Annotated in this window: 22 protein-coding genes; 7 read left to right on the forward strand and 15 right to left on the reverse strand. The window is 65.9% G+C overall.

Features of this window, described 5'->3' with window-relative positions:
• The 14 genes from P1K30_RS20595 to P1K30_RS20660 form a co-directional block, all read right to left on the reverse strand.
• Positions 1-533: LamG-like jellyroll fold domain-containing protein (locus P1K30_RS20595; RefSeq protein ID WP_275634668.1), on the reverse strand; the 533-nt coding region annotated here is incomplete at its 3' end.
• Between the two features lie 628 nt (positions 534-1,161).
• A complete protein-coding gene (gene rpiB / locus P1K30_RS20600; RefSeq protein ID WP_275634669.1) occupies positions 1,162-1,608 on the reverse strand; it encodes a ribose 5-phosphate isomerase B in 447 nt (148 codons plus the stop codon).
• Positions 1,609-1,631: 23 nt separating this feature from the next.
• Positions 1,632-2,906: a TRAP transporter large permease gene (locus P1K30_RS20605; protein ID WP_275634670.1), complete on the reverse strand. Its 1,275-nt coding sequence runs from the start codon at positions 2,904-2,906 to the stop codon at positions 1,632-1,634.
• Position 2,907: 1 nt separating this feature from the next.
• Positions 2,908-3,378 (reverse strand): TRAP transporter small permease, encoded by a 471-nt coding sequence (locus P1K30_RS20610; RefSeq protein ID WP_275634671.1) that lies wholly within the window; start codon positions 3,376-3,378, stop codon positions 2,908-2,910.
• An 81-nt stretch (positions 3,379-3,459) separates the two neighbouring features.
• Positions 3,460-4,422, reverse strand: coding sequence for a TRAP transporter substrate-binding protein (locus P1K30_RS20615; protein WP_275634672.1), 963 nt, complete (start codon positions 4,420-4,422; stop codon positions 3,460-3,462).
• Positions 4,423-4,472: 50 nt separating this feature from the next.
• Positions 4,473-5,213, reverse strand: a complete 741-nt coding sequence (locus tag P1K30_RS20620; protein ID WP_275634673.1) for a FadR/GntR family transcriptional regulator — start codon at positions 5,211-5,213, stop codon at positions 4,473-4,475.
• Positions 5,214-5,505: 292 nt separating this feature from the next.
• A complete protein-coding gene (locus P1K30_RS20625) occupies positions 5,506-6,357 on the reverse strand; it encodes an inositol monophosphatase family protein (RefSeq protein ID WP_275634674.1) in 852 nt (283 codons plus the stop codon).
• Between the two features lie 180 nt (positions 6,358-6,537).
• Entirely contained in the window at positions 6,538-7,362 is an 825-nt protein-coding gene (locus P1K30_RS20630; RefSeq protein ID WP_275634675.1) for a sugar phosphate isomerase/epimerase family protein, read from the reverse strand.
• Between the two features lies 1 nt (position 7,363).
• Entirely contained in the window at positions 7,364-8,506 is a 1,143-nt protein-coding gene (locus P1K30_RS20635; protein ID WP_275634676.1) for a dihydrodipicolinate synthase family protein, read from the reverse strand.
• The gene (locus tag P1K30_RS20640) at positions 8,503-9,654 is read right to left on the reverse strand and encodes a Gfo/Idh/MocA family protein (RefSeq protein WP_275634677.1); all 1,152 of its coding nucleotides are present in this window, start codon (positions 9,652-9,654) and stop codon (positions 8,503-8,505) included. The genes P1K30_RS20635 and P1K30_RS20640 overlap by 4 nt, the downstream gene beginning before the upstream one ends.
• A gap of 61 nt (positions 9,655-9,715) precedes the next feature.
• Positions 9,716-10,390, reverse strand: coding sequence for a TetR/AcrR family transcriptional regulator (locus P1K30_RS20645; protein ID WP_275634678.1), 675 nt, complete (start codon positions 10,388-10,390; stop codon positions 9,716-9,718).
• Positions 10,387-11,928: a tripartite tricarboxylate transporter permease gene (locus P1K30_RS20650; protein WP_275634679.1), complete on the reverse strand. Its 1,542-nt coding sequence runs from the start codon at positions 11,926-11,928 to the stop codon at positions 10,387-10,389. Before P1K30_RS20650 ends, P1K30_RS20645 begins: the two co-directional genes overlap by 4 nt.
• The gene (locus P1K30_RS20655; protein WP_275634680.1) at positions 11,928-12,425 is read right to left on the reverse strand and encodes a tripartite tricarboxylate transporter TctB family protein; all 498 of its coding nucleotides are present in this window, start codon (positions 12,423-12,425) and stop codon (positions 11,928-11,930) included. The genes P1K30_RS20650 and P1K30_RS20655 overlap by 1 nt, the downstream gene beginning before the upstream one ends.
• A gap of 88 nt (positions 12,426-12,513) precedes the next feature.
• Positions 12,514-13,539 (reverse strand): Bug family tripartite tricarboxylate transporter substrate binding protein, encoded by a 1,026-nt coding sequence (locus tag P1K30_RS20660; protein ID WP_275634681.1) that lies wholly within the window; start codon positions 13,537-13,539, stop codon positions 12,514-12,516.
• Positions 13,540-13,993: 454 nt separating this feature from the next.
• On the opposite strand from P1K30_RS20660, the gene P1K30_RS20665 reads away from it, so the two are divergent.
• Genes P1K30_RS20665 through P1K30_RS20695 form a run of 7 tightly spaced genes read left to right on the forward strand, consistent with a single transcriptional unit; the run spans position 13,994 to position 20,500 of the window.
• Positions 13,994-15,013, forward strand: a complete 1,020-nt coding sequence (locus P1K30_RS20665) for an ABC transporter substrate-binding protein (RefSeq protein WP_275634682.1) — start codon at positions 13,994-13,996, stop codon at positions 15,011-15,013.
• The gene (locus P1K30_RS20670; RefSeq protein ID WP_275634683.1) at positions 15,013-15,819 is read left to right on the forward strand and encodes an ABC transporter ATP-binding protein; all 807 of its coding nucleotides are present in this window, start codon (positions 15,013-15,015) and stop codon (positions 15,817-15,819) included. The genes P1K30_RS20665 and P1K30_RS20670 overlap by 1 nt, the downstream gene beginning before the upstream one ends.
• Position 15,820: 1 nt before the next feature.
• A complete protein-coding gene (locus P1K30_RS20675) occupies positions 15,821-16,636 on the forward strand; it encodes an ABC transporter permease (RefSeq protein ID WP_275634684.1) in 816 nt (271 codons plus the stop codon).
• A gap of 22 nt (positions 16,637-16,658) precedes the next feature.
• Positions 16,659-17,381, forward strand: a complete 723-nt coding sequence (locus tag P1K30_RS20680; protein ID WP_275634685.1) for a GntR family transcriptional regulator — start codon at positions 16,659-16,661, stop codon at positions 17,379-17,381.
• The gene (locus P1K30_RS20685; protein ID WP_275634686.1) at positions 17,378-18,298 is read left to right on the forward strand and encodes an Ldh family oxidoreductase; all 921 of its coding nucleotides are present in this window, start codon (positions 17,378-17,380) and stop codon (positions 18,296-18,298) included. Before P1K30_RS20680 ends, P1K30_RS20685 begins: the two co-directional genes overlap by 4 nt.
• Positions 18,295-19,638, forward strand: coding sequence for an acyl-CoA thioesterase/bile acid-CoA:amino acid N-acyltransferase family protein (locus P1K30_RS20690; RefSeq protein WP_275634687.1), 1,344 nt, complete (start codon positions 18,295-18,297; stop codon positions 19,636-19,638). The genes P1K30_RS20685 and P1K30_RS20690 overlap by 4 nt, the downstream gene beginning before the upstream one ends.
• Positions 19,616-20,500, forward strand: a complete 885-nt coding sequence (locus P1K30_RS20695; RefSeq protein WP_275634688.1) for a DUF1684 domain-containing protein — start codon at positions 19,616-19,618, stop codon at positions 20,498-20,500. The genes P1K30_RS20690 and P1K30_RS20695 overlap by 23 nt, the downstream gene beginning before the upstream one ends.
• 75 nt (positions 20,501-20,575) lie before the next feature.
• Here the strand turns inward: P1K30_RS20695 and P1K30_RS20700 are convergent, their stop codons facing one another.
• Positions 20,576-21,130: a cytochrome b gene (locus tag P1K30_RS20700; protein WP_275634689.1), complete on the reverse strand. Its 555-nt coding sequence runs from the start codon at positions 21,128-21,130 to the stop codon at positions 20,576-20,578.
• Between the last annotated feature and the right edge of the window lie 68 nt (positions 21,131-21,198).

A 21,198-nucleotide genomic window follows, 5' to 3' on the forward strand; every position in this document is an offset into this window, starting at 1 on the left:
AGCGTCGCGATCTCTTCCGGCGACAGCTCGGCGTCATAGATCTGACGGTCCGAGATCACCCCCTCGAACGGCGCGTCGAACCCGGCCTGACCGCTTGCGCTGGCCCAGCCCCGGCCGCCCCACTGGATCACCTCGACGTTCTGCGTCCAGTCCATCGCCAGCGGCGTGGTCCCCATCAGCGCGCCATCGACCCACACCGACGCCCCGCCCGGGCCGAAGGTGATCGCGATCTCGTACTCCTGCCCCGCCGAGATGCCCGGCACGTTCACGAAGTTTTCCGACGTCCCGTCCTGGAACCGCGCCCGCAGCGTCGTGCCTTCAAGGTACAGCGCAAAGTGGTTGCCGCCGCCCACGTAGCCGGAGGCGTCTTTCGCCATCAGACCCTGCGTTCCGTTGGTATCGGACGCGATGAAGGAGAAGGCGATCGAGCCTGATGAAATCTCGTAGATCGAATCGTGGGCGATCTCTTGCACGTCACCTGCGCTGCCGTTGAACGTGGCGACGCCGGCCGCAGAATATACCAAATCAGTCATTTAAGACCCCCAAGATCCATAGCCAGTCGAAGTCCGGGACGGCGCGGGCAGACGCCCAAGCCCCGGCTTCCGGCGCGGGCCCACCGTCCCGACACCACCAATACGAAGGATGCCACGCCAAATAGCGCCGCGCGCACTGCGCGGCGCCTCATTCGACACACCCAAATTAAAAACAGACAAATCCAACCCACACCGAACAATGAAGCCATAAAAACTGGCCGCCCCCGGACGTATTTCGCTTCACGCGGGTCATTTTCCGGGATGGTTTACGGTTAATCAATCCCGCCTCGCGACACCGTTACGGGCCGGTCGCGAACCGAAATTCCACCATAGATTGCGTTTTGGGCGTTCCGTCACACCATCACGAGACACGCGTCCAACAACCCTAAGATGAACCTCGCGCCTTTTCCGAAAGGTGCACTACCAAAGAGCGTTAGCCCCGAATGCATATAATGGCGTCAGGCTTGGCGGTCTGGTGCGTGAGCGGATCGGACAAAATTTGCCGATGCGACTTTGTGTCGAGACCCGGCAGAAACAATGTCGTTTCTGGGGCCAAATTGGACAAAAATAAGGCACACCCTGCCGGGATAGACCGGGCCCACGTCAGACGGCGGGCCCGGTATCTGGGTCAGCGTTCGTTGTCCATGTCGTGCAGCATCGACACCCGGCGGCGGAAATCCTCGTCGGTCGAAAACTCGGCAGTCAGGTAGGCATCGATCAGATCGAAGGCCAGCCACGGCCCGACGATCTGGGCGCCGATGCACAGGACGTTCACGTCGTCATGTTCCACGCACTGGTGCGCGGAATGCACGTCGTGGCCCACGGCGGCGCGGATGCCCTTGACCTTGTTCGCCGCGATCGAGGCACCGACGCCGGTGCCGCAGACCAGCAGGCCCCGCTCGGCAGAGCCGTCGTTCACGGCGGTCGTCACCTTCTTGGCGATCTCGGGGAAGTCGACCGGCTTCTCGTCGAACGACCCGACGTCGGTGACCTCGTGCCCGAGGCTCTTGATGTGGTCGACCACGGCGGCCTTGAGCGGGAAACCCGCGTGATCGGAGCCTATGACAAGACGCATGGATGAAACCTTTCCGGTATGGGTTAGCGGATGAGTTGCGGCAGGGCCAAAACCAGCCCGTCCGCGAAGGTGATGATCGCGAGGGTCACAAGCAGCGGCACGTAGAACGGCATCAGCGCCCACAGAAGCTGCCGAAGAGAGACCTTGGCGATGGACGAGACCACGAACAGCGACAGCCCCATCGGCGGCGTCAGCAGGCCCAGCATCAGGTTGAAGATCACCACGATGCCAAGGTGGACCGGGTCGATCCCGGCCATCACCATCGGCGGCGCGATCACCGGCACCACCAGCAGCGTCGCGGTGGTGGAATCGAGGAACATGCCGGCGATGAAGAAGATCAGGTTCGCAATCAGCAGCAGTATCATCGGGTCGCTGGAGATCGTGAGGATCAGCTTCGAGAAGTCCTGCGGGATCTGTTCCACCGCGAGAATCCAGCCGAACAAAGATGCGGCGGCGACGATGATCAGGATCGCCGAGGTGCTGCGCAGGGTGGTCAGCATGGCGTTCCACAGATGCGCGACGGTCAGTTCGCGATAGACCAGACCGCTGATCAGCACCACGTAGACGGCGGTGACGGCGGCGGCCTCGGTCGGGGTGAACAGGCCCAGCAGCATGCCGGCGATCATCAGGACGGGCGCCAGCAGGGCGGGAAGCGCGGGCAACAGGGCACCGCCGATTTCGCGCGGGGTGGACCAGCGGTCGGCGCGGGGCATGCCACGGACCATCGCGATGATCGCGGCGGTCAGCATCAGCAGCGCGATGCAGATCAGCGCCGGGATGATGCCCGCCAGCAGCAGCTGGATGATGGAAACGCTGGTGACCGACCCGTAGACGATCAGCGGAATGCTGGGCGGGAAGATCGGGCCGACCACGGCGGAACTGGCGGTCACGGCGGCGGCGAAAGGCGCGTCGAAGCCGCGGCGCTTCATCGCCTCGATCTCGATCTTGCCCAGCCCGCCCACGTCGGCCAGCGCGGCGCCGGACATGCCGGAAAAAATCAGGCTGGAGAAGATGTTGACCTGCGCAAGACCGCCGGGGATGCGTCCGACCAGCGTGTCGGCGAAGCGGAAGATTCGGTCGGTTACCCCGGCAAGGTTCATCAGGTTGCCCACGAAGATGAACAGCGGAACCGCGACCAGCGGGAAGCTGTCCAGCGCGTAAGTGATGCGCTGGGTCAGGAGGCCCAGCGGCAGCCCTTCCAGCACCACGTACAGGATCGCGGGCAGCAGGATCGAATAGACGACGGGGAAGCCCAGCACGAACAGGGCAAGGAACAGGACGATCAGGATCAGGCCCATGTCAGAGGCTCACGGAATGGGTATCGCTGTCCTCGGGCGTTTCGGGCCGGAACAGCTGGATGGCATGGAACACCGCGCCGCCGGCGAAGCCGATGAAACAGGCGCCGAGGAAGATCCAGAACGGGATTTTCAGTGTCGGGGTGGCGTTGCGCAGGTTGTCGGAGATGTTCATCGCGGTCACCACGGCGATCATCACGCAGGCCCCCAGCGACAGAAGCGTGATCAAAAGGCCCAGCCAGTGCCGCCACCGGGCGGGCAAGGCGGCGCGCAACTCGCCCATCACGATGTTCTCGCCCGACCGCACGACCAGCGGGTAGGCCACGAAAACGGTGCAGATCAGCAGGAACCGCGTCAGTTCCTCGGCCCCCACGATGGCGGAACCGAACACGTCGCGCATGATGACCTGCAAGAACGGCAGCAGGATGAGCGCGGCAAGCAAGGCGGCACAGATGAAACGAAGCGTCTTTACCATGAGCGGGACAATTCTTGTGACGTGACAGGCGGTGGCTTGGGCCGGAAACGGGGGGCGCAACGCGCGCCCCCCGCATAAGGATTACTGCATCGACATGATCTGTTCGATGTACGGCCCGAAGTCCGGGAAATCCTGATCGATCTGGGCCAGCACGTTCTCGCGGAACGCATCAAGGTCCAGCCCGTTCTCGGCCGTGGTGAAGGTCATACCCTTGCCCTTCAGTTCCTCGACCAGCGCGGCTTCGGACTCTTGCGCCCATTGCAGCGATTCCGCTGCCTTGGCGTCCAGCACCTCGGTGATCGCGGCCTGCTGTTCTTCGGTCAGCGACTGCCAGGTGTCCTCGTTGACGAACACCGCCAGCACCGACTGCATGTGGCCGGTCATCGCGACGTGGCTTTGTACCTCGTTCAGCTTGTTCGCCGAGATCATGGTCAGCGGGTTTTCCTGCCCCACGACCATGCCGGTCATCAGCGCGGTCGGCAGTTCCGACACCTCGACCGGGGTCGGCGTCGCGCCGAAGCCCGTCACCATCGACACCCACAGGTCCAGCGGCACCGCGCGGAACGGCTTGCCGGCCATGTCGTCGGGCGACTTGATCTCGAAGTTGGACGAGATGTGGCGCGCGCCGCGATAGATGCGGCCGATGATGCGCACGCCGCCTTCCTCGATCAGGCGCTCGTTGATTTCCTGCAGCGCAGGCGAGGTCGCCGGGTCCGTGGCGCGCATCGCGTGCTCGGCGTCGGTGTAGACGAAGGGCGCGTTGAACACGGCCACTTCCGGGACGATCCGGGCCAGCGACGCGAAGTCGTGGTGCCCCATCTGGATCGTACCCATGCGCACGCCGTCGACCATCTCGGCCACGTTGCCAAGCTGGCTGGCCGGGAACACCTGAACGGTCACATCGCCGCCGGTGGCCTCTTCGATTTCCGTTGCGGCCTCGGCCGCGAAACGGGTCTGGAAGTCTCCTTCGGCCCCCACGTGGGCATAGCGCAGTTCAGCCGCGGTGGCCGGAATGGCGCACAGGCCGATCGTTGCGGCAGCCATGAGCTGCCGGGCAGAATAAGCGAACATGATTTCCTCCCTTCGCTAGTCGTCTAAGCGGTCTTGGCGCCTTTTCGATAGGTGTCGATCAGGCTTCTGCGACGCAGTTCGTCGCCGATCGCGAAGTGTTCCCGCAGCCGCCGGTCGGCGACCTCGGGGTCCTTCGCGACAATCGAGAGGAAGACCTCTCGATGTGCTTCCACGAGGTCTCCGACGACGGAACGCTCGTGGTAGACAGTCTTTCGCCTTTGCACGTGGCTGCGCTGAAGCAGCTCGGACAGGGCGCCGTACAGCGTGATCAGCGAACTGGAATGGCTCGCCGCCACGATGGAACGGTGAAACATGAAATCCGCGCGCCCGCCGGCGTCGGGGTCGTCCAGCGTCTCGGTCAGCGAGGCGAACCACTGGCCGATGCGGGCAAGGTCGACTTCGTTGGCGCGGGTGCAGGCAAGACGGATGGCTTGGCATTCGATGCCGATGCGGGCCTCCATGACGTCGTCCAGCATGTCCTGCTGCTGGGCGAGACAGAAGGTGAAGAAATCGGCGATGGTGCTGAGGTTGGCCTGCCGAACGTAGGTGCCGCTGCCATGACGCACGTCCAGCATTCCCAGCATCGACAGGGACCGGATGACCTCGCGCAGCAACGGGCGGCCGACATCAAGCTCGCGGCTCAGGTCCCGTTCGGACTTAAGCTTGTCTCCGATCTTGAGCTCGCCGCTCATCAGCGCATCGTTGAAATACGCGATGACACGGTCGGCTCCCTTGTCGGACAGGATTGTCTCGACGTCGCTCACTCTGGCGCCTCCTCCTTGGCTGACCAGATACAAACTCTTGCCGAACCTTTTTCCAATCGGTTTTCGGTTTCCCAGTCGAATGCGGAGAGAGGCTTTTGATAGCCCAGTTCAGGATATAACCCCAAATATCTGTATATGTTCGTTTTTTAAACATCACGTCTCAGCGAAAGAACACACAAAACTGGTCAGACCACTTCAGCATTTTTCCGCCCATTCGTCTGCACGACCAAGAACCGCCTCGCAGATCGAGTCGTCCGAAGCGCCCGCCATAAAGCCCTTTTGCCGCCGCCGCTCAGGCCCCGCCGATCGGCCAGTCGCGCGCCCGAAGTTCAGCGCCCAGCGCCGGCGTTCCCGTAGCGATAATCCACCCTTCCCGGCACGTCGGCGCATAAGGGTTGCTATCCGCCAGCGTGACGTGCCCGCCCGCCTCCTGCAGCAGAAGGACGCCCGCCGCGTGGTCCCAGACCTTGACCGCGGCATTCACGCTGAAGTCGGCCTGCCCCGTCGCCAGCATCCGGTATTCGTGGCACGAGCAGCGCAGCGAACGCGCCGCGCGGGCGTCCGCCACGGCTTGCAGCGCCTCGACGCGACGCGTGCCGCGTGCAAGATCCAGCGGCACCGTGCCTTCCGCCTCGGCCAGCGCGGTACAGGCCCGCGTCGCCAGCTTGCGGCGGCGACCGTGCGCGTCGACCAGTTCGGCTCCCTGCCCGCGCCGCGCGATGGCCCAGTCGTCCATCACCGGATCGTACAGAAGGCCCATCACGGTCTGCCCGTGCCGCAGCACGGCAAGAATGATGCCAAAGACGGCAATGCCGCGCGCGAAGTTGAAGGTGCCGTCGACCGGATCGATCACCACGCAGGTCTCTGCCGTGCCTATGGCGTCCAGCAGGTCGGGGTTCTCGGAAACGGCCTCTTCGCCCACCACCGCGCAGCCCGGCAGGATCGCGCGCGCGCCTTCGGCCAGTGCGAGTTCCGCCTCGCGGTCCGCGACGGTGACAAGGTCCGAGGCGTCGGCCTTGGCCTCGATCTCGGCGGCGTCGAGGTTGCGGAACCGCGGCATCACGATGTCGCGCCCCACCCGCCGCACAAGTGCGACGAAGGCTTCGGCCTCTACATCGGACAATTGGTCTTGAAGTGCGGTCATCTCGGTCTCCGGTCACGGCATCAACAGGGCTTGATGTGATGCATACGCCGGAACAGGCGGAACTCAAGCCCGCCCCGAAGGATGGCACATGGCGAAACGCGACCGCGGCCCGCGTGCAGCGCCAACGCCTACCGGCCGCCCGGATCGGACGGCCGGTAGTGCCGTTTCAGGTCTCGCGGTTCAGCAGTCTTTCGCGCGGTCGATCATGGTGGCCAGCACCTCGTCCGCGTCGCGCGTCCACCAGTTGTCGCCCGAGAAGATCTCGACCTCGACATAGCCGTCGAAGCCCTGCGCCTCGACAAGGCCACGGACATGGGCGATGTCGATCACCCCGTCGCCCATCATGCCCCGGTCCAGCAGCAGGTCCTTGGTCGGGACCAGCCAGTCGCAGATGTGGAACGCCAACAGCCGCTCGCGGCCCGCGCGTTCGATCTGCTTGGCCAGCTCGAAGTCCCACCAGACATGGTAGACGTCCAGCGCCACGCCGATGCCGTCGCCCAGCCGGTCGCAGATATCCAGCGCCTGCCGCGTGGTGCTGACGCAAGCGCGGTCACCCGCGTACATCGGGTGCAGCGGCTCGATCGCCACGGGCACGCCCACGGTGCGGGCATAGTCCAGCGTGTCGGCCAGCCCTTCCTCGACCAGCGCCTGCGCGGCGGGAAGATCCTTGGACCCCTTGGGCAGACCGCCGACGACCATGACAAGGCAGGCGGCGCCGATCTCTGCCGCCTCGTCCACCGCGCGGCGGTTGTCGTCCTTGACCTTCTGCGTGAGGGACCCGTCCTCGGTATACCAGCCGCCCCGGCACAGGCCGCTGACGCCCAGCCCCGCATCGCGGATGGCGCGGGCGGCGGCGGTGGTGCCCATCTCGTGCAGCTTGTCGCGCCACGGCGACAGGGCGCCGATGCCGTGCCGCGCACAGCCGTCGATGCACTCGGCCAGCGACCACTGTTCGCGCACGGTGGCGGTGTTCAACGACAGGCGGGATGCGTCTATGCCAGCCATGTCAGACCTCCACGCCACGGGCGGCGAACACGGGCCGCGCACGGGCGGCGGCAAGGTCGGCGTCTGGGAACAGCCCTGCGTCGTTCGCCAGCCGCACCAGTTCGGCCAGATGGCGGGTCGAACGGGTGCTTTCCTGCCCGCCGATCATCGTGAAATGGTCCTGATGCCCGTTGAGATAGGCCATGAACACGACACCCGTCTTGTAGAACCGCGTGGGCGCCTTGAAGATGTGCCGCGACAAGGGAACGGTCGGGCCGAAGGCGTCGCCATACTGGTTCATGTCGCCCTGCCCCAGCGCGGTCAGCGCGCGGGCGGCGGCCCCGGCGATGGGATCGAAGATGCCCAGCAGCGCGTGGGAATAGCCTTGGTCATCCCCCGCGATCAGGTCGGGGTAGTTGAAGTCGTCCCCGGTGTACATGCGCACGCCCTCGGGCAGACGGCGCCGCATGTCGATCTCTTTCTCGGCGGACAGAAGCGATATCTTGATGCCGTCGACCTTGGACGCGTTCGCCTTGATGATCTCAAGACAAGTGTCCATCGCCGCCATGTGGTCGCCCGAGCCCCAGTAGCCTTCCAGCGCGGGGTCGAACATTTCGCCAAGCCAGTGCAGGATAGCCGGTTTCTGAAGGCCGGACAGCACGCGGTCATAGACCTTGGCATAGTCCTCCGGCCCCTTTGCGGCCTTCACCAGCGCCCGGGACGCCATGAGGATGACCTGACTGCCAGTCGCCTCGACCGCTTCGCACTGCTCCTCGTAGGCGGCGATGACAGAGTCGATGGTCGCACCCTCGGGCGAGATGTGGTCGGTCCCCGCGCCCGAGGCGATCAGGTGGCCGCCGGACTTCGCCAGCGCAACGCTGCGCTGGATCAGCTCCAGCGAGGTCGGCCAGTCCAGCCCCATGCCGCGCTGCGCGGTGTCCATCGCCTCGGCCACGCCGAAGCCCAGCGACCACAGGTGTTCGCGGAAGGCCAGCGTGCGGTCCCAGTCGATCGGACAGTCCAGCCAAGGATCGGCCTCGGCCAGCGGGTCGGCCACGACATGCGCGGCGGCGAAGGCGGTGCGGGTCCAGCCATCGGACGCCACCGGCGCCGGGCCGTCCTTCAGCGTGACTGCACCGCCGGGAAGGTTGAGTGTCGTGCTCACAGCCCCAGATCCTCCAGATCGATCCAGCGCCGTTCGCGCCAGCTTTGGTATCCGGCCTCGGCCAGCTGCACGCCCTTGGCGCCCTCGGCCAGCGTGTAGGCGAACGGCGCGTCCTCGACGACGTGGCGCAGGAACTGTTCCCACTGCACCTTGAAGCCGTTGTCGAACACGGTGTTGTCGGGCACTTCCTCCCATCCGCCGAACAGGTCCAGCGGCTGCGGCTCGTCCGGGTTCCAGACGGGTTTCGGCGTGTTCACGCGGTGCTGCGAATAACACTTGTGCAGTCCCGCAACGGCAGAGCCGTGGGTGCCGTCGATCTGGAAGGTCACAAGGTCGTCGCGGCGCACGCGGGTGCACCAGCTTGAATTGATGTGGGCCACGATCCCGCCTTCCAGCATGAACGAGGCATAGGCCGCGTCATCCGCCGTGGCGGTGTATTCCTTGCCCTCTTCGTCCCAGCGGGTCGGGATATGCGTGGCGCCAAGGCAGCTGACCGACTGGACCGGCGCGACCACGTTGTCGAGCACATAGCGCCAGTGGCACAGCATGTCGGAAATCATGCCTCCGCCGTCCTCGGAGCGGTAGTTCCACGACGGGCGCTGCGCGGGCATGAAGTCGCCCTCGAACACCCAATAGCCGAACTCGCCCTTCACGCTGAGCATCCGGCCGAAGAAGCCGCTGTCGCGCAGGCGCTTCAGCTTCAGCAGACCCGGCAGGTCCAGCTTGTCGTGGACGATGCCGTTCTTGACGCCCTTCTCCTTGGCATAGCGCGCGATGTCGACCGCCTCGGCCAGCCCTTCGGACACCGGCTTTTCGCTGTAGACGTGCTTGCCCGCGTCGATCGCCTTCTTCAGAAGCTCGGGCCGCAGCTGGGTCGAGGCAGCGTCGAAGAACAGCGTGTCGTCCGGGTTGGCCAGCGCCGCATCAAGATCGGTCGTCCAGCGTTCCACGTTATGCCGTTTCGCCAGCGCCTCGATCCGGTCGGCGTTGCGGCCGACGATGATCACGTCGGGCACAAGGTACGAGCCGTCCTTCAGCGCCAACCCGCCCTGATCGCGGATCGCAAGGACCGAGCGGATCAGGTGCTGGTTCATTCCCATCCGCCCGGTCACACCGTGCATGATGATGCCGATCCGTTGTTGTCTCATAGTCGTCGGTCCTTTCGAAGATATGTCCGAGTGGTATGGCGCGCCTTGCCGCGCCGGGGTGTCATGACGCCGGAGGAGTCCGGCGCAGGTAACAGGTGAGCATGTCCGAGATCATCGCCGCGCGCTGGTCCAGCCAGTCGTCGTCGATCGGCACCTTGAACACGGCGCGCAGCGTGTGCTTGTTCGAAACCGGGAAGTAGCAAAGCGACGCGATGGTGATGTACAGTTCGACCGGGTCGACATCGTCGCGGATCTCGCCCGCCGCCGCGCCGCGTTTCAGGAACTGGCGGATCGACTCGATCAGCGGCGACTGGATCTCTGCCACGTCCCCGATCTGCCGGATGGCGTCGCCGCCCAGCAGGTTCTCGGTGTTCAGCATCGACACGAACCACGGCTTCGAAACAAAGTGGCGCAGCGTGAAGCCGACCAGTTCGCGCACCGCTTCCTCGGGGCTCAGGTCCTCTAGCTTCAGTTTCCGCTCGCCCTGCCGGATCTGTACGTAGCTTTCGCGCAGCGCCGCCTTGTACAGCTCTTCCTTGTCGCCGAAGTAGCTGTAGATCATCGGCTTCGACACGCTGGCCTTCTCGGCGATGGTGTCGATCCGCGCGCCCGCGTGCCCGTGGGCGGCGAACTCGGCCAGCGCGGCCTTCAGGATGCGGCGTTTCGAGGCGGCGGCGTCGCGCTTGACGGGCTTCGCCGCGGATTTGGGTGCGGATTTCGGTGCGGTCTGGTTCATGGCTTCCTGCCCTCCGGTGCTTCGGTCGGGCCGCGTTTCCTGCCGATCACCCCGCCAACGGCGCGCCGGGTGGCGGGCATCGACAGGATGATGCTGAGCACGATGATCACCACAAACCCAAGCGAGATCGGGCGGGTGAAGAACGGCTCGAGCGACCCGTTCGAAAGGGTGAGCCCGCGCCGCAGCGATTTGTCCAGCAGATCGCCAAGGATGATGCCCAGCACCAGCGGTGCCATCGGGTAATTCATCTGCCTCAGCACGAAGCCGATCAATCCGAAGGCGACCATGACCCAGATGTCGAAGACCCGCTGCGTCAGCGCGTAGGGGCCGATGACGCACAGGGTGAACACCACCGGCATCAGCAGTTCCCGCGGGATGCGCAGCACTAGGATGAACAGCCGGGTCAGCGACAGCCCGTAGATCGCGATCGCAATGGTCGCGAGGATCAGCATCGCCGCGACCGAATAGATGAAGGTCGGCTGTTCCAGCATGATCATCGGCCCGGGACGGACGCCGTGGATGAACAGCGCCGCGATCAGCACCGCCGCCGGGGCCGAACCGGGCACCGCCAGCGTCAGCGCCGGGATCAGCGCGCCCGGCACCACCGCCGAGTTGCCGGTTTCCGCCGCCGTCAGCCCCTCGTGCGAGCCCTTGCCGAACTGGTCCTTTTCCTTGCTGCTGCGCTTGGCGGCGGCATAGGACGCCCACGCCCCGATGTCCTCGCCCACGCCGGGAATGATCCCCACCAGCGTGCCGATGACGCCGGACCGCCCGATGGTGAACTTATAGCGCCACAGGTCCGACAGCCGGGGCAGGACACGGTCCTCTTTCAGCTCTTCGGTCGACAGCTCGGCCTTGCGCCGCCACATGACGGTCAGCACCTCGGCGAACCCGAAGGCGCCGACCATCGCCGGGATCAGGCCGATGCCGCCGTTCAACTGGTCGAAGCCCAAGTTGAACCGGACATGGGCATGGATGCCCTCGGACCCGATCATCGCGACCATCAGGCCCAGCAGACCGGCCATGTAGCCTTTCAGCGGGCTGACACCGCCCGTCAGCTGGCCCGAGATGACGATCCCGAACACGGCCAGCCAGAAGAACTCGAACGATCCGAAATCCAGCGCGATGGCGGCCAGCGCCGGGGCCAGCAGCACCAAAAGCAGGATACCGACCATCGTGCCCATCGCCGACCCGGCGGTGGCCAGCGCCATCGCGTAGCCCGCCTGCCCCCGCTGCGCCAGCGGGAAGCCGTCCAGCGAGGTCGCGGCCGAGGCCGGGGTGCCGGGGATGTTCAGCAGGATAGCGGACCGCGACCCGCCATAGATCGCCCCGACATACATGCAGATCAGCACAAGGATCGCGCTGTCGCGGTCCAGCGTGTAGGTCAGCGTGGTCAGCAGCGCGACGCCCATCGTCGCGGTCAGGCCCGGAAGACTGCCGACAAGGATGCCCAGCAGCGTGGCCCAGGCGACGTGGAAAAGGCCCATCGGGGTCAGGAACTGCCCCAGCCCGTGCATGAGAGCGGCCAAAGCGTCCATCAGGGCAGCCTCACCAGGAAACCATAGCGGAACAGCGCGGCGACGCCCACGCCCACGGCGACGGCGTAGATGGCGATCAGGATCAGCCGCTTCGCGTTACGGCCCTGCCCGTCCTCTGCCTGCCATGCGTACCAGCCCGAGAACACCATGACGTAGATCGCGGCGGCGGCGGCGAACGGCAGCGTGCCGACCAGCAGCAGAGCGAAGATACAGCTCCATGCGGCGGCGAAGCCGAAGTCGTGCCAGTTGCCCTGCGCGCCCCCCTCGTCCGGGGTGCCGTCAGGCGCGGACAGGCCGCGCGTGGACAGCGCCAGCAAGGTGGCGCACAGCATCATAGCGGCGCCAAGGATCATCGGGACAAGGCCGGGAATGCTGGCCGGATGGATCTGCCGGATCTCGAGCCGGTCCATCACGAAGCCCCCCCAGGTCATGGCCGCGCCCAGCGCGAAGAGAGTGGCCGCAGTGATGCGGTCAGCGGCGGGTGTGTCGAAACGCATGGTATTGCCTTCTGGAAACGCCGGCCGGGACGGGTTTGCCCCGGGCCGGGTGTCCGCGCGCGGCGCACCGCGCGCGAAGAAGATGTGCTTATTCGCCGGCCGGGCAGTCGATGCCGATCTCGGACGGATCGACAACGGCCTCGCCGCGGGTGACGCGGGCGCAGGCCTCGGCCACGACGACCGGCATCGCGCGGTCCATCGCTTCTTCGCCGAAGCTGGGGGCGAAGACGGCCCCGCGCTCGGTGGCGTAAGACATCAGCGTTTCCGAGTTCATCACCTGCTCGGCCCAGATCTTGTCGACCGTGTCGTAGACCTCTTGCGGGGCCCCGACAGGGATGAACACACCGAAGTAGTCCGGCGCGACATGCATGTCGCTCAGCCAGTTGGTGATCGGCGGGATCGGGTCCAGCCCTTCGATGATCAGCTCGCCGTCGGACAGAACCGCCAGCGGACGGATCTTGCCGGCGCGGATCATCTCGGTCTGTTCCACGGCAAGCTGCGTGGTGACCATCGTCTCGCCCGCCGCGGTGGCCAGAACTGCGGGGTTGCCGCCGTCGTAGGTCACCATGCGGGCCTTGACATCGTCGCCCGCCGCCTCGTTGATCGCCGCCAGCGCCATGCCGCCGGACGAGTTCACGCCAGCGGTGCCGACGGTGACCGAGTCGTCCGCCTTCATCGCTTCCAGCAGTTCACCGAAGTCTTGATACGGCGCGTCCGCGTTGACCGAGATCACCGGCACGTTCGCGACGTGCAGGTAGATATGGTAATCCTCGATCGAGGTGTCCTCGACCAGCCCCGTCACCGCGTAGGTGGCGTTGTTGGCGATGGCGTTCGCGGTCCAGGTATAGCCGTCGCGCGGTGCGTCCAGAGCGGCCTTGGTCCCGATGGACCCAGAGGCCCCGGGCTGGTTGACCACGACGACCGGCGTGCCGAGTGCCTCCTCCAGGATCGGCGCGACGACCCGCGTGACCTGGTCGGTCGAGCCGCCAGCGGACCACGGAACGATGATGTTGATGGGCTTGTCGGGCTGCCATTGCGCCATCGCGGGCCCCGCTACGGCACATACGGCCATAGCGGCGGCCCCGGCGCAGCGCGCCAGAGTCTTGGTAAGCATGATTCTCCTCCCATATGCTACCTACTGGTAGGTAACTAAATCTTAAGAAATCCGTCAACGGTTTCTCGGCGCATCGGAAGGATGCCGCCTTTCCGCGCCGCTCGGGCCACCGTTAAAGGCAGGTCGAACAACCTGCGCCTTGCACATCCCATCTGCTTCGGCTCCTGCGATTTGTTTCCGTTTTGCAGATCGCACAGCGCGCACCCGGGCTTTAGAAATAAAGCGTTATAGGCGGCGCCATCCCTCCCCCCAGCAATCCCAGTCACGCGGTGGATTGCACTCGGTTTCGCGCCGGACAATGCATCAGCACCACCACATGAAACATCCATTTGCCAAACTGATGCATCAGTTGTAGCGTCAAGGTTGTCCACCCCCGGTCACCCTGCCGCACACGATGCGCAGGAACCGCTGCGGCGGCACGAACAGCCAATCAGGCGAAAGAGGAGTTTCGCGTATGACTGCACCTACCCGACGTCACCTTCTGGGAACCGCAGTCGCGGCAACCCTGACCGCTTCTTTCGCCCTGCCCGGACAGGCGCAGGATTTGCCGCAAATCGAGTTTCTGTATTCGCCCTTCGCGGATTACGCGCCCTTCTTCGTGGCCGAGGAACTGGGCTACTTCGACGACTTCGGCGTCGATGTGCAGCTTGCCCCCAAGGCCAACACCGCCGAGACGATCCAGCTTCTGGCCTCGGGCAACATCGAGGCCGGCGCCGCGACCTGGGGCGCCAGCCTGTTCAACGCGCTGGACCGGGGTGCAACCGTCGCGATCATCGCCACGATGGCCCGCATCCCCGATACCGTACCCTCTCCGTCGCCGTTCATGGTGTCGCAGCAGGCCTGGGACGAAGGCATTCAAAGCGTCGAGGATCTGAGGGGCAAGCGCGTCGGCATCCCCGGGCCCGGCGGGTTCGGCATCTATTCGGTCGCCAAGGCGCTTGAAACTGGCGGCCTTACCCTGGACGACATCGAGGCGGTCTACCTGCCGCCCCCCGCGACTGCTGCGGCCTTCGCCAACGGCGCGCTCGAAGCAGGATGGAGCATCGAGCCCTTCGCCAAGCAGCTTGAGAACGAGGGACTGGGCAAGCGACTGGTCGAGGACCACATTTTCGGCACGGAACTGGGGTTCATCGCCTTCAACCAGGACTACGTGGCCGAGAACGAGGATACCGTCGTCGCCTTCATGGCCGGCTACATCAAGGCGGCGCGCCTTCTGGACAACGGCGGATGGGACGATGACGAAGTCGTTGCCATCGTTGCCGAGTACACCGGAACCGACCCCGACTTCCTGCGCGGCATTCCCTATACCGTTCGCTCCGAGGACGGCGGCATCGACATGGCGTCGGTGCGCGAGCAGGAAGAGTTCTTCCGCGCCGAGGGTGACCTTAGCTACGAGGGCGAGGCGGACATCGAGGCGGTCTATCGCACCGACCTGCTGGAACGCGCCAACGCGCAGGTCGCAGAAAACCCCTGATGGCTGCGAAGCTTGAAATGGTACGTCCGGCCCCCGCTGACAGCGCGGGGCCGGCCATCGAAGTCGACCGGCTTACCAAGGCGTTCTACGACGCCGAGGGGGACCGGACGACCGTGGCGGTTTCCGACTTCAGCTTTTCGGTCCCGCGAGGCGAATTCGTCTGCATCGTCGGCCCCAGCGGCTGCGGCAAGACCACTGTTCTGCGCATCATGGCCGACCTCGAGTCGAAACTCAGCGGAACCGTCGATCTGCATAGCGACAGGCCGCCGGCGATGGTCTTTCAGGAAGCCTCGGTGCTGCCGTGGCTTACGGTGTCCGAGAACATCGCCCTGCCGCTGAGCCTGAAGGGCGTGAAACGGTCGAAGATCGACGCCCGCGTCAGTGAGTTGCTGGCATTGACCGGCCTGACGGATTTCGCCCGCGCCCGACCGCAGCAACTGTCAGGCGGGATGAAACAGCGGGTCTCGGTGGCGCGCGCTTTGGCCGACGACCGCGAGATTTTGCTGATGGACGAACCCTTCGGCGCGCTCGACGAACAGACCCGGCTGGTGCTGCAGCAGGAATTGCTGCGCATCTGGGAAGCCACCCGCAAGACCGTCGTCTTCATCACCCACAGCGTCGACGAGGCGCTGACCCTCGCCGACCGGGTGCTGGTGATGTCGCCGCGCCCCGGCACGCTTGTGGCCGATCTCGACGTGCCGTTCGAACGGCCGCGCGACGTGGTCGAGATGCGCCGCGACAAGCGGTTCTGGGACCTGACTTACGAGGTCTGGAACCTTCTGGCCGACAAACCTGCAGGAGCCTGACATGAGCGCGACGGCAAGGTCCCTTACCGAAGACGAACTGCGCCGCCTCAAGGCGCCCGCACGGCGCGAGCGGATTTACCGCTTCGCGTCCTACTTCAGTCCGCTGCTTCTTTTGCTGCTGTGGGAACTGTCCAGCAGGACAAACATGATCGACCAACGGTTCTTCCCCGCGCCCAGCGCGATCGCGGGTACCGCGTGGGAGATGATCGTCAGCCTAGAGCTTTTCCAGCACATCGGCGCGACGCTGCGCCGGGTCGGCATAGGATACGCAATGGGCGCCATTCCGGGTGTGCTGCTTGGCCTGCTGCTGGGCCTGTCCCGCCCGGTCCGTCGCCTCTTGGGTCCGATCTTCGCAGCCCTCTACCCGGTGCCCAAGATCGCCATCCTGCCGCTGATCCTGCTGATCTTCGGTGTGGGTGATGCGTCCAAATTCGTGCTGATCGCCATCGGCGTCTTTTTCCTGATGTTCTACAACACGATGGGCGGCGTGATGCAGACGCCGCAGATCTACATGGACGTCGCGAAGAACGCGGGTGCGACCCCGTTCCAGACCTTCCGCCGCATCGCCTTTCCCGCCGCGCTGCCCAGCATCTTCACCGGGCTGAAGCTGGCCGCCGGGTCGTCCTACATCATCATCGCCGCAGCCGAGTTCCTTGGCGCGCGCAGCGGTGTGGGCTTCTTCATCTGGGCGTCGTGGCAGACCTTCGCGGTCTCGCGCATGTTTGTGGGCATCGTCGTGATCTCTGTCATGGGCTATCTCACGATCATGGCGATCGAGGCACTGGAACGCCGCTTCGTGCCTTGGGCCAAGCACTGAACCGACGCGAGGATCCGAAGGCATGAGCCCCGAAACAAGCACCGCCACCCCAACCAGCGCCCCCGCGCCGGTGTCCGAGCGTATCCACGTTGCGCTTCGGCAGGCGATCATGCGGTGCGAGATCGCGCCCGGCACGACGCTGGACGCTGCCGCAATCGCGCGGGACTACGGCGTCTCGAAGACTCCGGTGCGCGACGCGATGCAGAAGCTGGCGGCAGAGGGGCTGGTCACGATCATGCCCCGCAGCGGCTATCGCGTGGCGGCGATCACCTTTCAGGCCGTGCATGAAATTCTCGACATGCGCGCCGCCATCGGCCCCCATGCAGCACGGCAGGCAGCGCGCTATGCGACCCGCGAAGACATCGCCGGGCTCAGGCGCATCGTGCGGGAATACGCTGCCCCCATGGACATCGGCGAGATGCAGCAGGTCGCCCGGCGGTTTCATGTCGCCATCGCCCGTTGCAGCCGGAACCGGCGGCTGGTCGCTCTTTCGGAATCGCTGTTCGACGAACTGGAACGCCTGCTGCGCTTTGCCATCGACTTCACCGTCAAGGCGGACGAACACTCGGACGAGCACACGCTTCTGGTCGACGCCATCGAGGCCGGGGACGGCGACCGCGCCGCGCAGATCGAAACCGACCACATCCGCCACAGCCGCGCGTTTCTGATCGAGCGGCTGATGACGCTGGGCTACCTGTCCGAGGGCGAAATCGCACGCGGCGCGACCGACGGGGCCATTCGATGATCCCGGCACAGGATGCCATAGCCAAGCTGTCGCGGGCTTTGGGCGGCTCTGACGCGGCCGCGCTTGCCGCCGCCGCACTGGTCGAGGCCGACGCGATGGGTCAACCGCGGTTCGGCATCTCGATGCTGGACGAATGGACCCCCGACGCCAGCCCGCCCCCCTTGGTGGACGGCAGCCGCGCGGTGGCGTGGCTGGACTGCACGGACAGCTTTGCCCCCCTTGCCGTCGCCTCTGCCACGCTGGACCTTGCCCAGACGGCCAAGCAGCTGGGCATCGGCGCCGTGTTCCTGCGCGGCGTTCGCGGGTTCGGCCGGTTCGCGCCGTTCCTGCGTCCTCTGGCAGACAGCGGGCTGATTGCCCTTGCCGGGGCCGAGGGCCCGCCCTTCGTCGCCCCCCACGGCGGCACCCGGCCTGTGGTCGGGACCAACCCGTTGGCCTTCGCGATGGGGCGTGGCGACGACAGCGTGATCATCGACGCCGCCAGCAGCAGCATGACAATGGCCGACATCCGGTCTGCCCGGGCCGAGGACAAGCGCCTGCCCGCAGGGTCCGCCGTCGACGCGGCGGGCGCTCCGACCAATGTCGCCGCAGACGTGGCTGCGCTGTTGCCGCGCGGCGGCCAGATCGGGTCGCTGCTGGGGCTGGTCGTGGAATTGATGGCCGGCGTTGCAGCGGGCGGTCGGGGCGATCCGAAGGGCCGAGGCGTGTTTCTGGTGGCAATCGACCCAACGGTCGCGGCCGAGGAAACCGGCTGGCAGGACAAGCTGGCGGCGCTTCGGAACGACTGGACCGGCGCGCGTGGCCACTGGCCGCGTGGTGGCGGACTGGCACCGGATGCGACGCTGGACGATGACTTCCGGGACCGGCTGGATGCCTATCTCGGGAAAATGCCCCCCGAAGCAGGCGGTGCGCAATGACGTCCCTTGTTCTGACCGTCACCCCCGAAGACGGCCCCGTCGATCTGCCGCGCCGCATCACCCTAACAGGGCTGGAGCCCGACGCACTGGTGGCGATCACGGCCCGCACACGGCGGACCGGCGGCGCAGACTGGGACAGTCAGGCGACGTTCATTGCGGATGCCGATGGCACCGTCGACCTGACCCGCGACGCCCCGGTGGGCGGTGACTATGCCGAGATCGCCGCGATGGGGCTGATCTGGGGCCAGCACCCCACCGACAGGGCAGGCCCGGACCTGTTCGCGGATGACGTCATGGGCCCCCTGCCAACCGACCTGACCGCCGAGACGGCGGACGGCCAAGGTGCCACCGCGCAGCTGATCCAACGGTTCGCCGCGCCCGGCGTGAGCCGTCGCGAGATCCGCGAGGACGGGATGGTTGGCACGCTGTTCACGCCGCCCGGCCCCGGTCCGCATCCGGCGGTGCTGGTGCTCAGCGGCTCGACCGGCGGCATCATGGAAGCGCGCGGCGCACTATTCGCGTCGCACGGGTATCAGGCGCTTGCGCTGGGGTACTTCAAGGCGCCCGGCCTGCCCGCGCACATCACCGAAACCCCGCTGGAATACTTCCGCGACGCGCTGGACTGGATGCGGGCCACGCTATCCCCGCGGGGCGACTTCGTGGCCGTCAGCGGCCAGTCACGCGGCGGCGAGCTGGCGCTGCTGCTTGGCGCAACGTGGCCAAAGCGCGTGTCCGCCGTCATCGCCTATGTCCCCGGCGCAATGGTCCACGGCGCGCAGGGCGCGGGCGATCCCGACCGGGGCGGCTGGCACGGTGACACGTGGACGCTGGATGGCACCCCGCTGCCGCACCTGTGGCAGAACAACGCCCACGTCCACTGGCACCCGTGGGACGGGGCGGCGCCGCCCGATCGCCACCACTCGGTGTTCTTCGAAGGTCTCAAGGACCGGGCGCTCGCCGACCGCGCCCGCATCCCGGTGGAACGGATCGCAGCACCGGTCCTGCTGATCTCGGGCCGCGACGACCGGGCTTGGCCGTCCAGCCTGTACGCGCGAATGGTCGTCTCGACCCTGCGCCGGCACGACCATGCCCACACCGTGCGCCACCTCGACTTCGACGATGCAGGCCACTCGATCAACCTGCCTTTCGTCCCCGCGACCCAGATCAGCCGCCCGCACCCGGTATCGGGCGTCCCTTTCACCACCGGCGGAACGCCGTCCGGCAATGCCCGCGCCGACGACGCCTCGTGGCGCGGCGTGCTGGCGTTCCTGGACGAGGCCACCGCCACGCACGCATCCCCCCAAGAGGAAGCCCCATATGCCCACGCACGAACATCTTGAAGGCCAGTGGCGCGAATGGCGTCACGCCCATGTCGCCACCATGTTCCGCCCCTATGGCTGGACCGCGCTGGTCGCCCAGTACTGGCTGGAAGAGACCGACAGAGACGTCCGGTTCGACATGCTGCCCGGCACATGGTCGGTCGAGGACGGTCGCATCATGTTCACCCCGCCGGCGTCGGGTCCCACTTTGTCCGTGAACGGCGCCTACCCCGAGGGCCCGGTCGAGATCATCCCCGGCCGGAACCAGACCTACGGCCACGGTGCAAGCCAGCCGGTGTACTACGGTGTCTGCGAGGTCGAGACGCTGCTGCGCACCAAGCACGACGGCGAACGGCTGTACGGCATCCGCGTCCGCGACCCGCGCGAGGCGACGAAGGCCGAGGACTCGGGCGTAAGCCATTTCGACTATGACATCGCGTGGCGCATACCGGGGTACTACACCCCGACCGAGCGCACATCCTACGAGGCGGAGACGGTTGAACCGGGCGTGCGCGAAGATACCCCCCGCATCGGCACCTTCACCTTCGAGCACGATGGCACGACCTACGAACTGCAATTGATCGGCAAGGACACCGCGCACGGCGTGCAGCCCGTCGCCCACGTCCGGGACAAGACGAACGGCCCCGTGACCTATGGCGCCGGTCGCGTGGTCGAGCTTCATTTCGCGGATGACAGCGGCGAACGGATCGATTGGATCGACTTCAACTACGCGGTGGCGCTGCCCTGCGCCTTCACCGATTTCGTCACCTGCCCGATTTGCCCGCCCGAAAACCATCTCGACTTCGAGGTGCTTGCTGGCGAAAAGCGCCCGACCCGGACAATCGCGCGCACCGTGACCTACCAGACGGAAGGCGCCGCCTGACCGGGTGACCGCAATACGTCGCCCCCGCCGCGACCGGCGGGGGCTTCTTTCATCTGCCCAAAAGCCACCCCGGCTTTACACCGGCGGCCACATGCGGCTGAAGATGCCGTCGCGTTTCACCAGACCGTGCATCGCCGCGGCGCCCGCGTGCATCAGGATCAGCACGATCAGGACGGATTTCGCGATCTCGTGGAATTCGCTGGCCGCTTCGGCAAGATCCTTGTCGCGGTCCAGAAGCCCGCCGATCAACGGGTCCCAGATCTCCATCGGGAAGCCTCCGGCCTGTACCCGCACCATGCCCGACACGACCAGTGCGACCAACGTGGCATAGAGCAGCCAGTGCACCACCGACGCGACAAGGGCCTGCACGCGCGGCAGGCTTTCGGGATGCGGCGGCGGCGGCGATACCACGCGGACCACCAATCGCAGCACGACCAGCAACAGGATCACCGGACCGATGTTCTTGTGGTACAGGTACAGCGTGTCCTGAACCGGCCTCGACAGCCCCTCTTCCACCATGATCAGCCCCGCCGGGATCGTCGTCAGCACAAGCACGACGGTCAGCCAGTGCAGGATGCGGGCGGCGCGGGAATATCTGGGCGGATAGGCGGCAGTTCGCACGTTTGCCATTGCGAGGACCTCCGGCTTGGCATTCATACTATTTTCACAGACGGTTGAAGTGGAGGCTTAGTCAAGGG

Origin of the sequence: Psychromarinibacter halotolerans, from assembly GCF_029168315.1 — a bacterium.
GTDB lineage: Bacteria > Pseudomonadota > Alphaproteobacteria > Rhodobacterales > Rhodobacteraceae > Psychromarinibacter > Psychromarinibacter halotolerans.

Excerpts from the sequence above, each read along its gene's own strand:
- P1K30_RS20680 (WP_275634685.1), top strand. The coding sequence starts at position 16,659 with ATGAGCCCCGAAACAAGCACCGCCACCCCAACCAGCGCCCCCGCGCCG.
- P1K30_RS20670 (WP_275634683.1), top strand. The coding sequence starts at position 15,013 with ATGGCTGCGAAGCTTGAAATGGTACGTCCGGCCCCCGCTGACAGCGCG.
- P1K30_RS20695 (WP_275634688.1), top strand. The coding sequence starts at position 19,616 with ATGCCCACGCACGAACATCTTGAAGGCCAGTGGCGCGAATGGCGTCAC.
- P1K30_RS20665 (WP_275634682.1), top strand. The coding sequence starts at position 13,994 with ATGACTGCACCTACCCGACGTCACCTTCTGGGAACCGCAGTCGCGGCA.
- P1K30_RS20610 (WP_275634671.1), bottom strand. The coding sequence starts at position 3,378 with ATGGTAAAGACGCTTCGTTTCATCTGTGCCGCCTTGCTTGCCGCGCTC.
- P1K30_RS20685 (WP_275634686.1), top strand. The coding sequence starts at position 17,378 with ATGATCCCGGCACAGGATGCCATAGCCAAGCTGTCGCGGGCTTTGGGC.
- P1K30_RS20615 (WP_275634672.1), bottom strand. The coding sequence starts at position 4,422 with ATGGCTGCCGCAACGATCGGCCTGTGCGCCATTCCGGCCACCGCGGCT.
- P1K30_RS20675 (WP_275634684.1), top strand. The coding sequence starts at position 15,821 with ATGAGCGCGACGGCAAGGTCCCTTACCGAAGACGAACTGCGCCGCCTC.
- P1K30_RS20640 (WP_275634677.1), bottom strand. The coding sequence starts at position 9,654 with ATGAGACAACAACGGATCGGCATCATCATGCACGGTGTGACCGGGCGG.
- P1K30_RS20625 (WP_275634674.1), bottom strand. The coding sequence starts at position 6,357 with ATGACCGCACTTCAAGACCAATTGTCCGATGTAGAGGCCGAAGCCTTC.
- P1K30_RS20690 (WP_275634687.1), top strand. The coding sequence starts at position 18,295 with ATGACGTCCCTTGTTCTGACCGTCACCCCCGAAGACGGCCCCGTCGAT.
- P1K30_RS20660 (WP_275634681.1), bottom strand. The coding sequence starts at position 13,539 with ATGCTTACCAAGACTCTGGCGCGCTGCGCCGGGGCCGCCGCTATGGCC.
- rpiB (WP_275634669.1), bottom strand. The coding sequence starts at position 1,608 with ATGCGTCTTGTCATAGGCTCCGATCACGCGGGTTTCCCGCTCAAGGCC.
- P1K30_RS20655 (WP_275634680.1), bottom strand. The coding sequence starts at position 12,425 with ATGCGTTTCGACACACCCGCCGCTGACCGCATCACTGCGGCCACTCTC.
- P1K30_RS20700 (WP_275634689.1), bottom strand. The coding sequence starts at position 21,130 with ATGGCAAACGTGCGAACTGCCGCCTATCCGCCCAGATATTCCCGCGCC.
- P1K30_RS20605 (WP_275634670.1), bottom strand. The coding sequence starts at position 2,906 with ATGGGCCTGATCCTGATCGTCCTGTTCCTTGCCCTGTTCGTGCTGGGC.
- P1K30_RS20645 (WP_275634678.1), bottom strand. The coding sequence starts at position 10,390 with ATGAACCAGACCGCACCGAAATCCGCACCCAAATCCGCGGCGAAGCCC.
- P1K30_RS20630 (WP_275634675.1), bottom strand. The coding sequence starts at position 7,362 with ATGGCTGGCATAGACGCATCCCGCCTGTCGTTGAACACCGCCACCGTG.
- P1K30_RS20650 (WP_275634679.1), bottom strand. The coding sequence starts at position 11,928 with ATGGACGCTTTGGCCGCTCTCATGCACGGGCTGGGGCAGTTCCTGACC.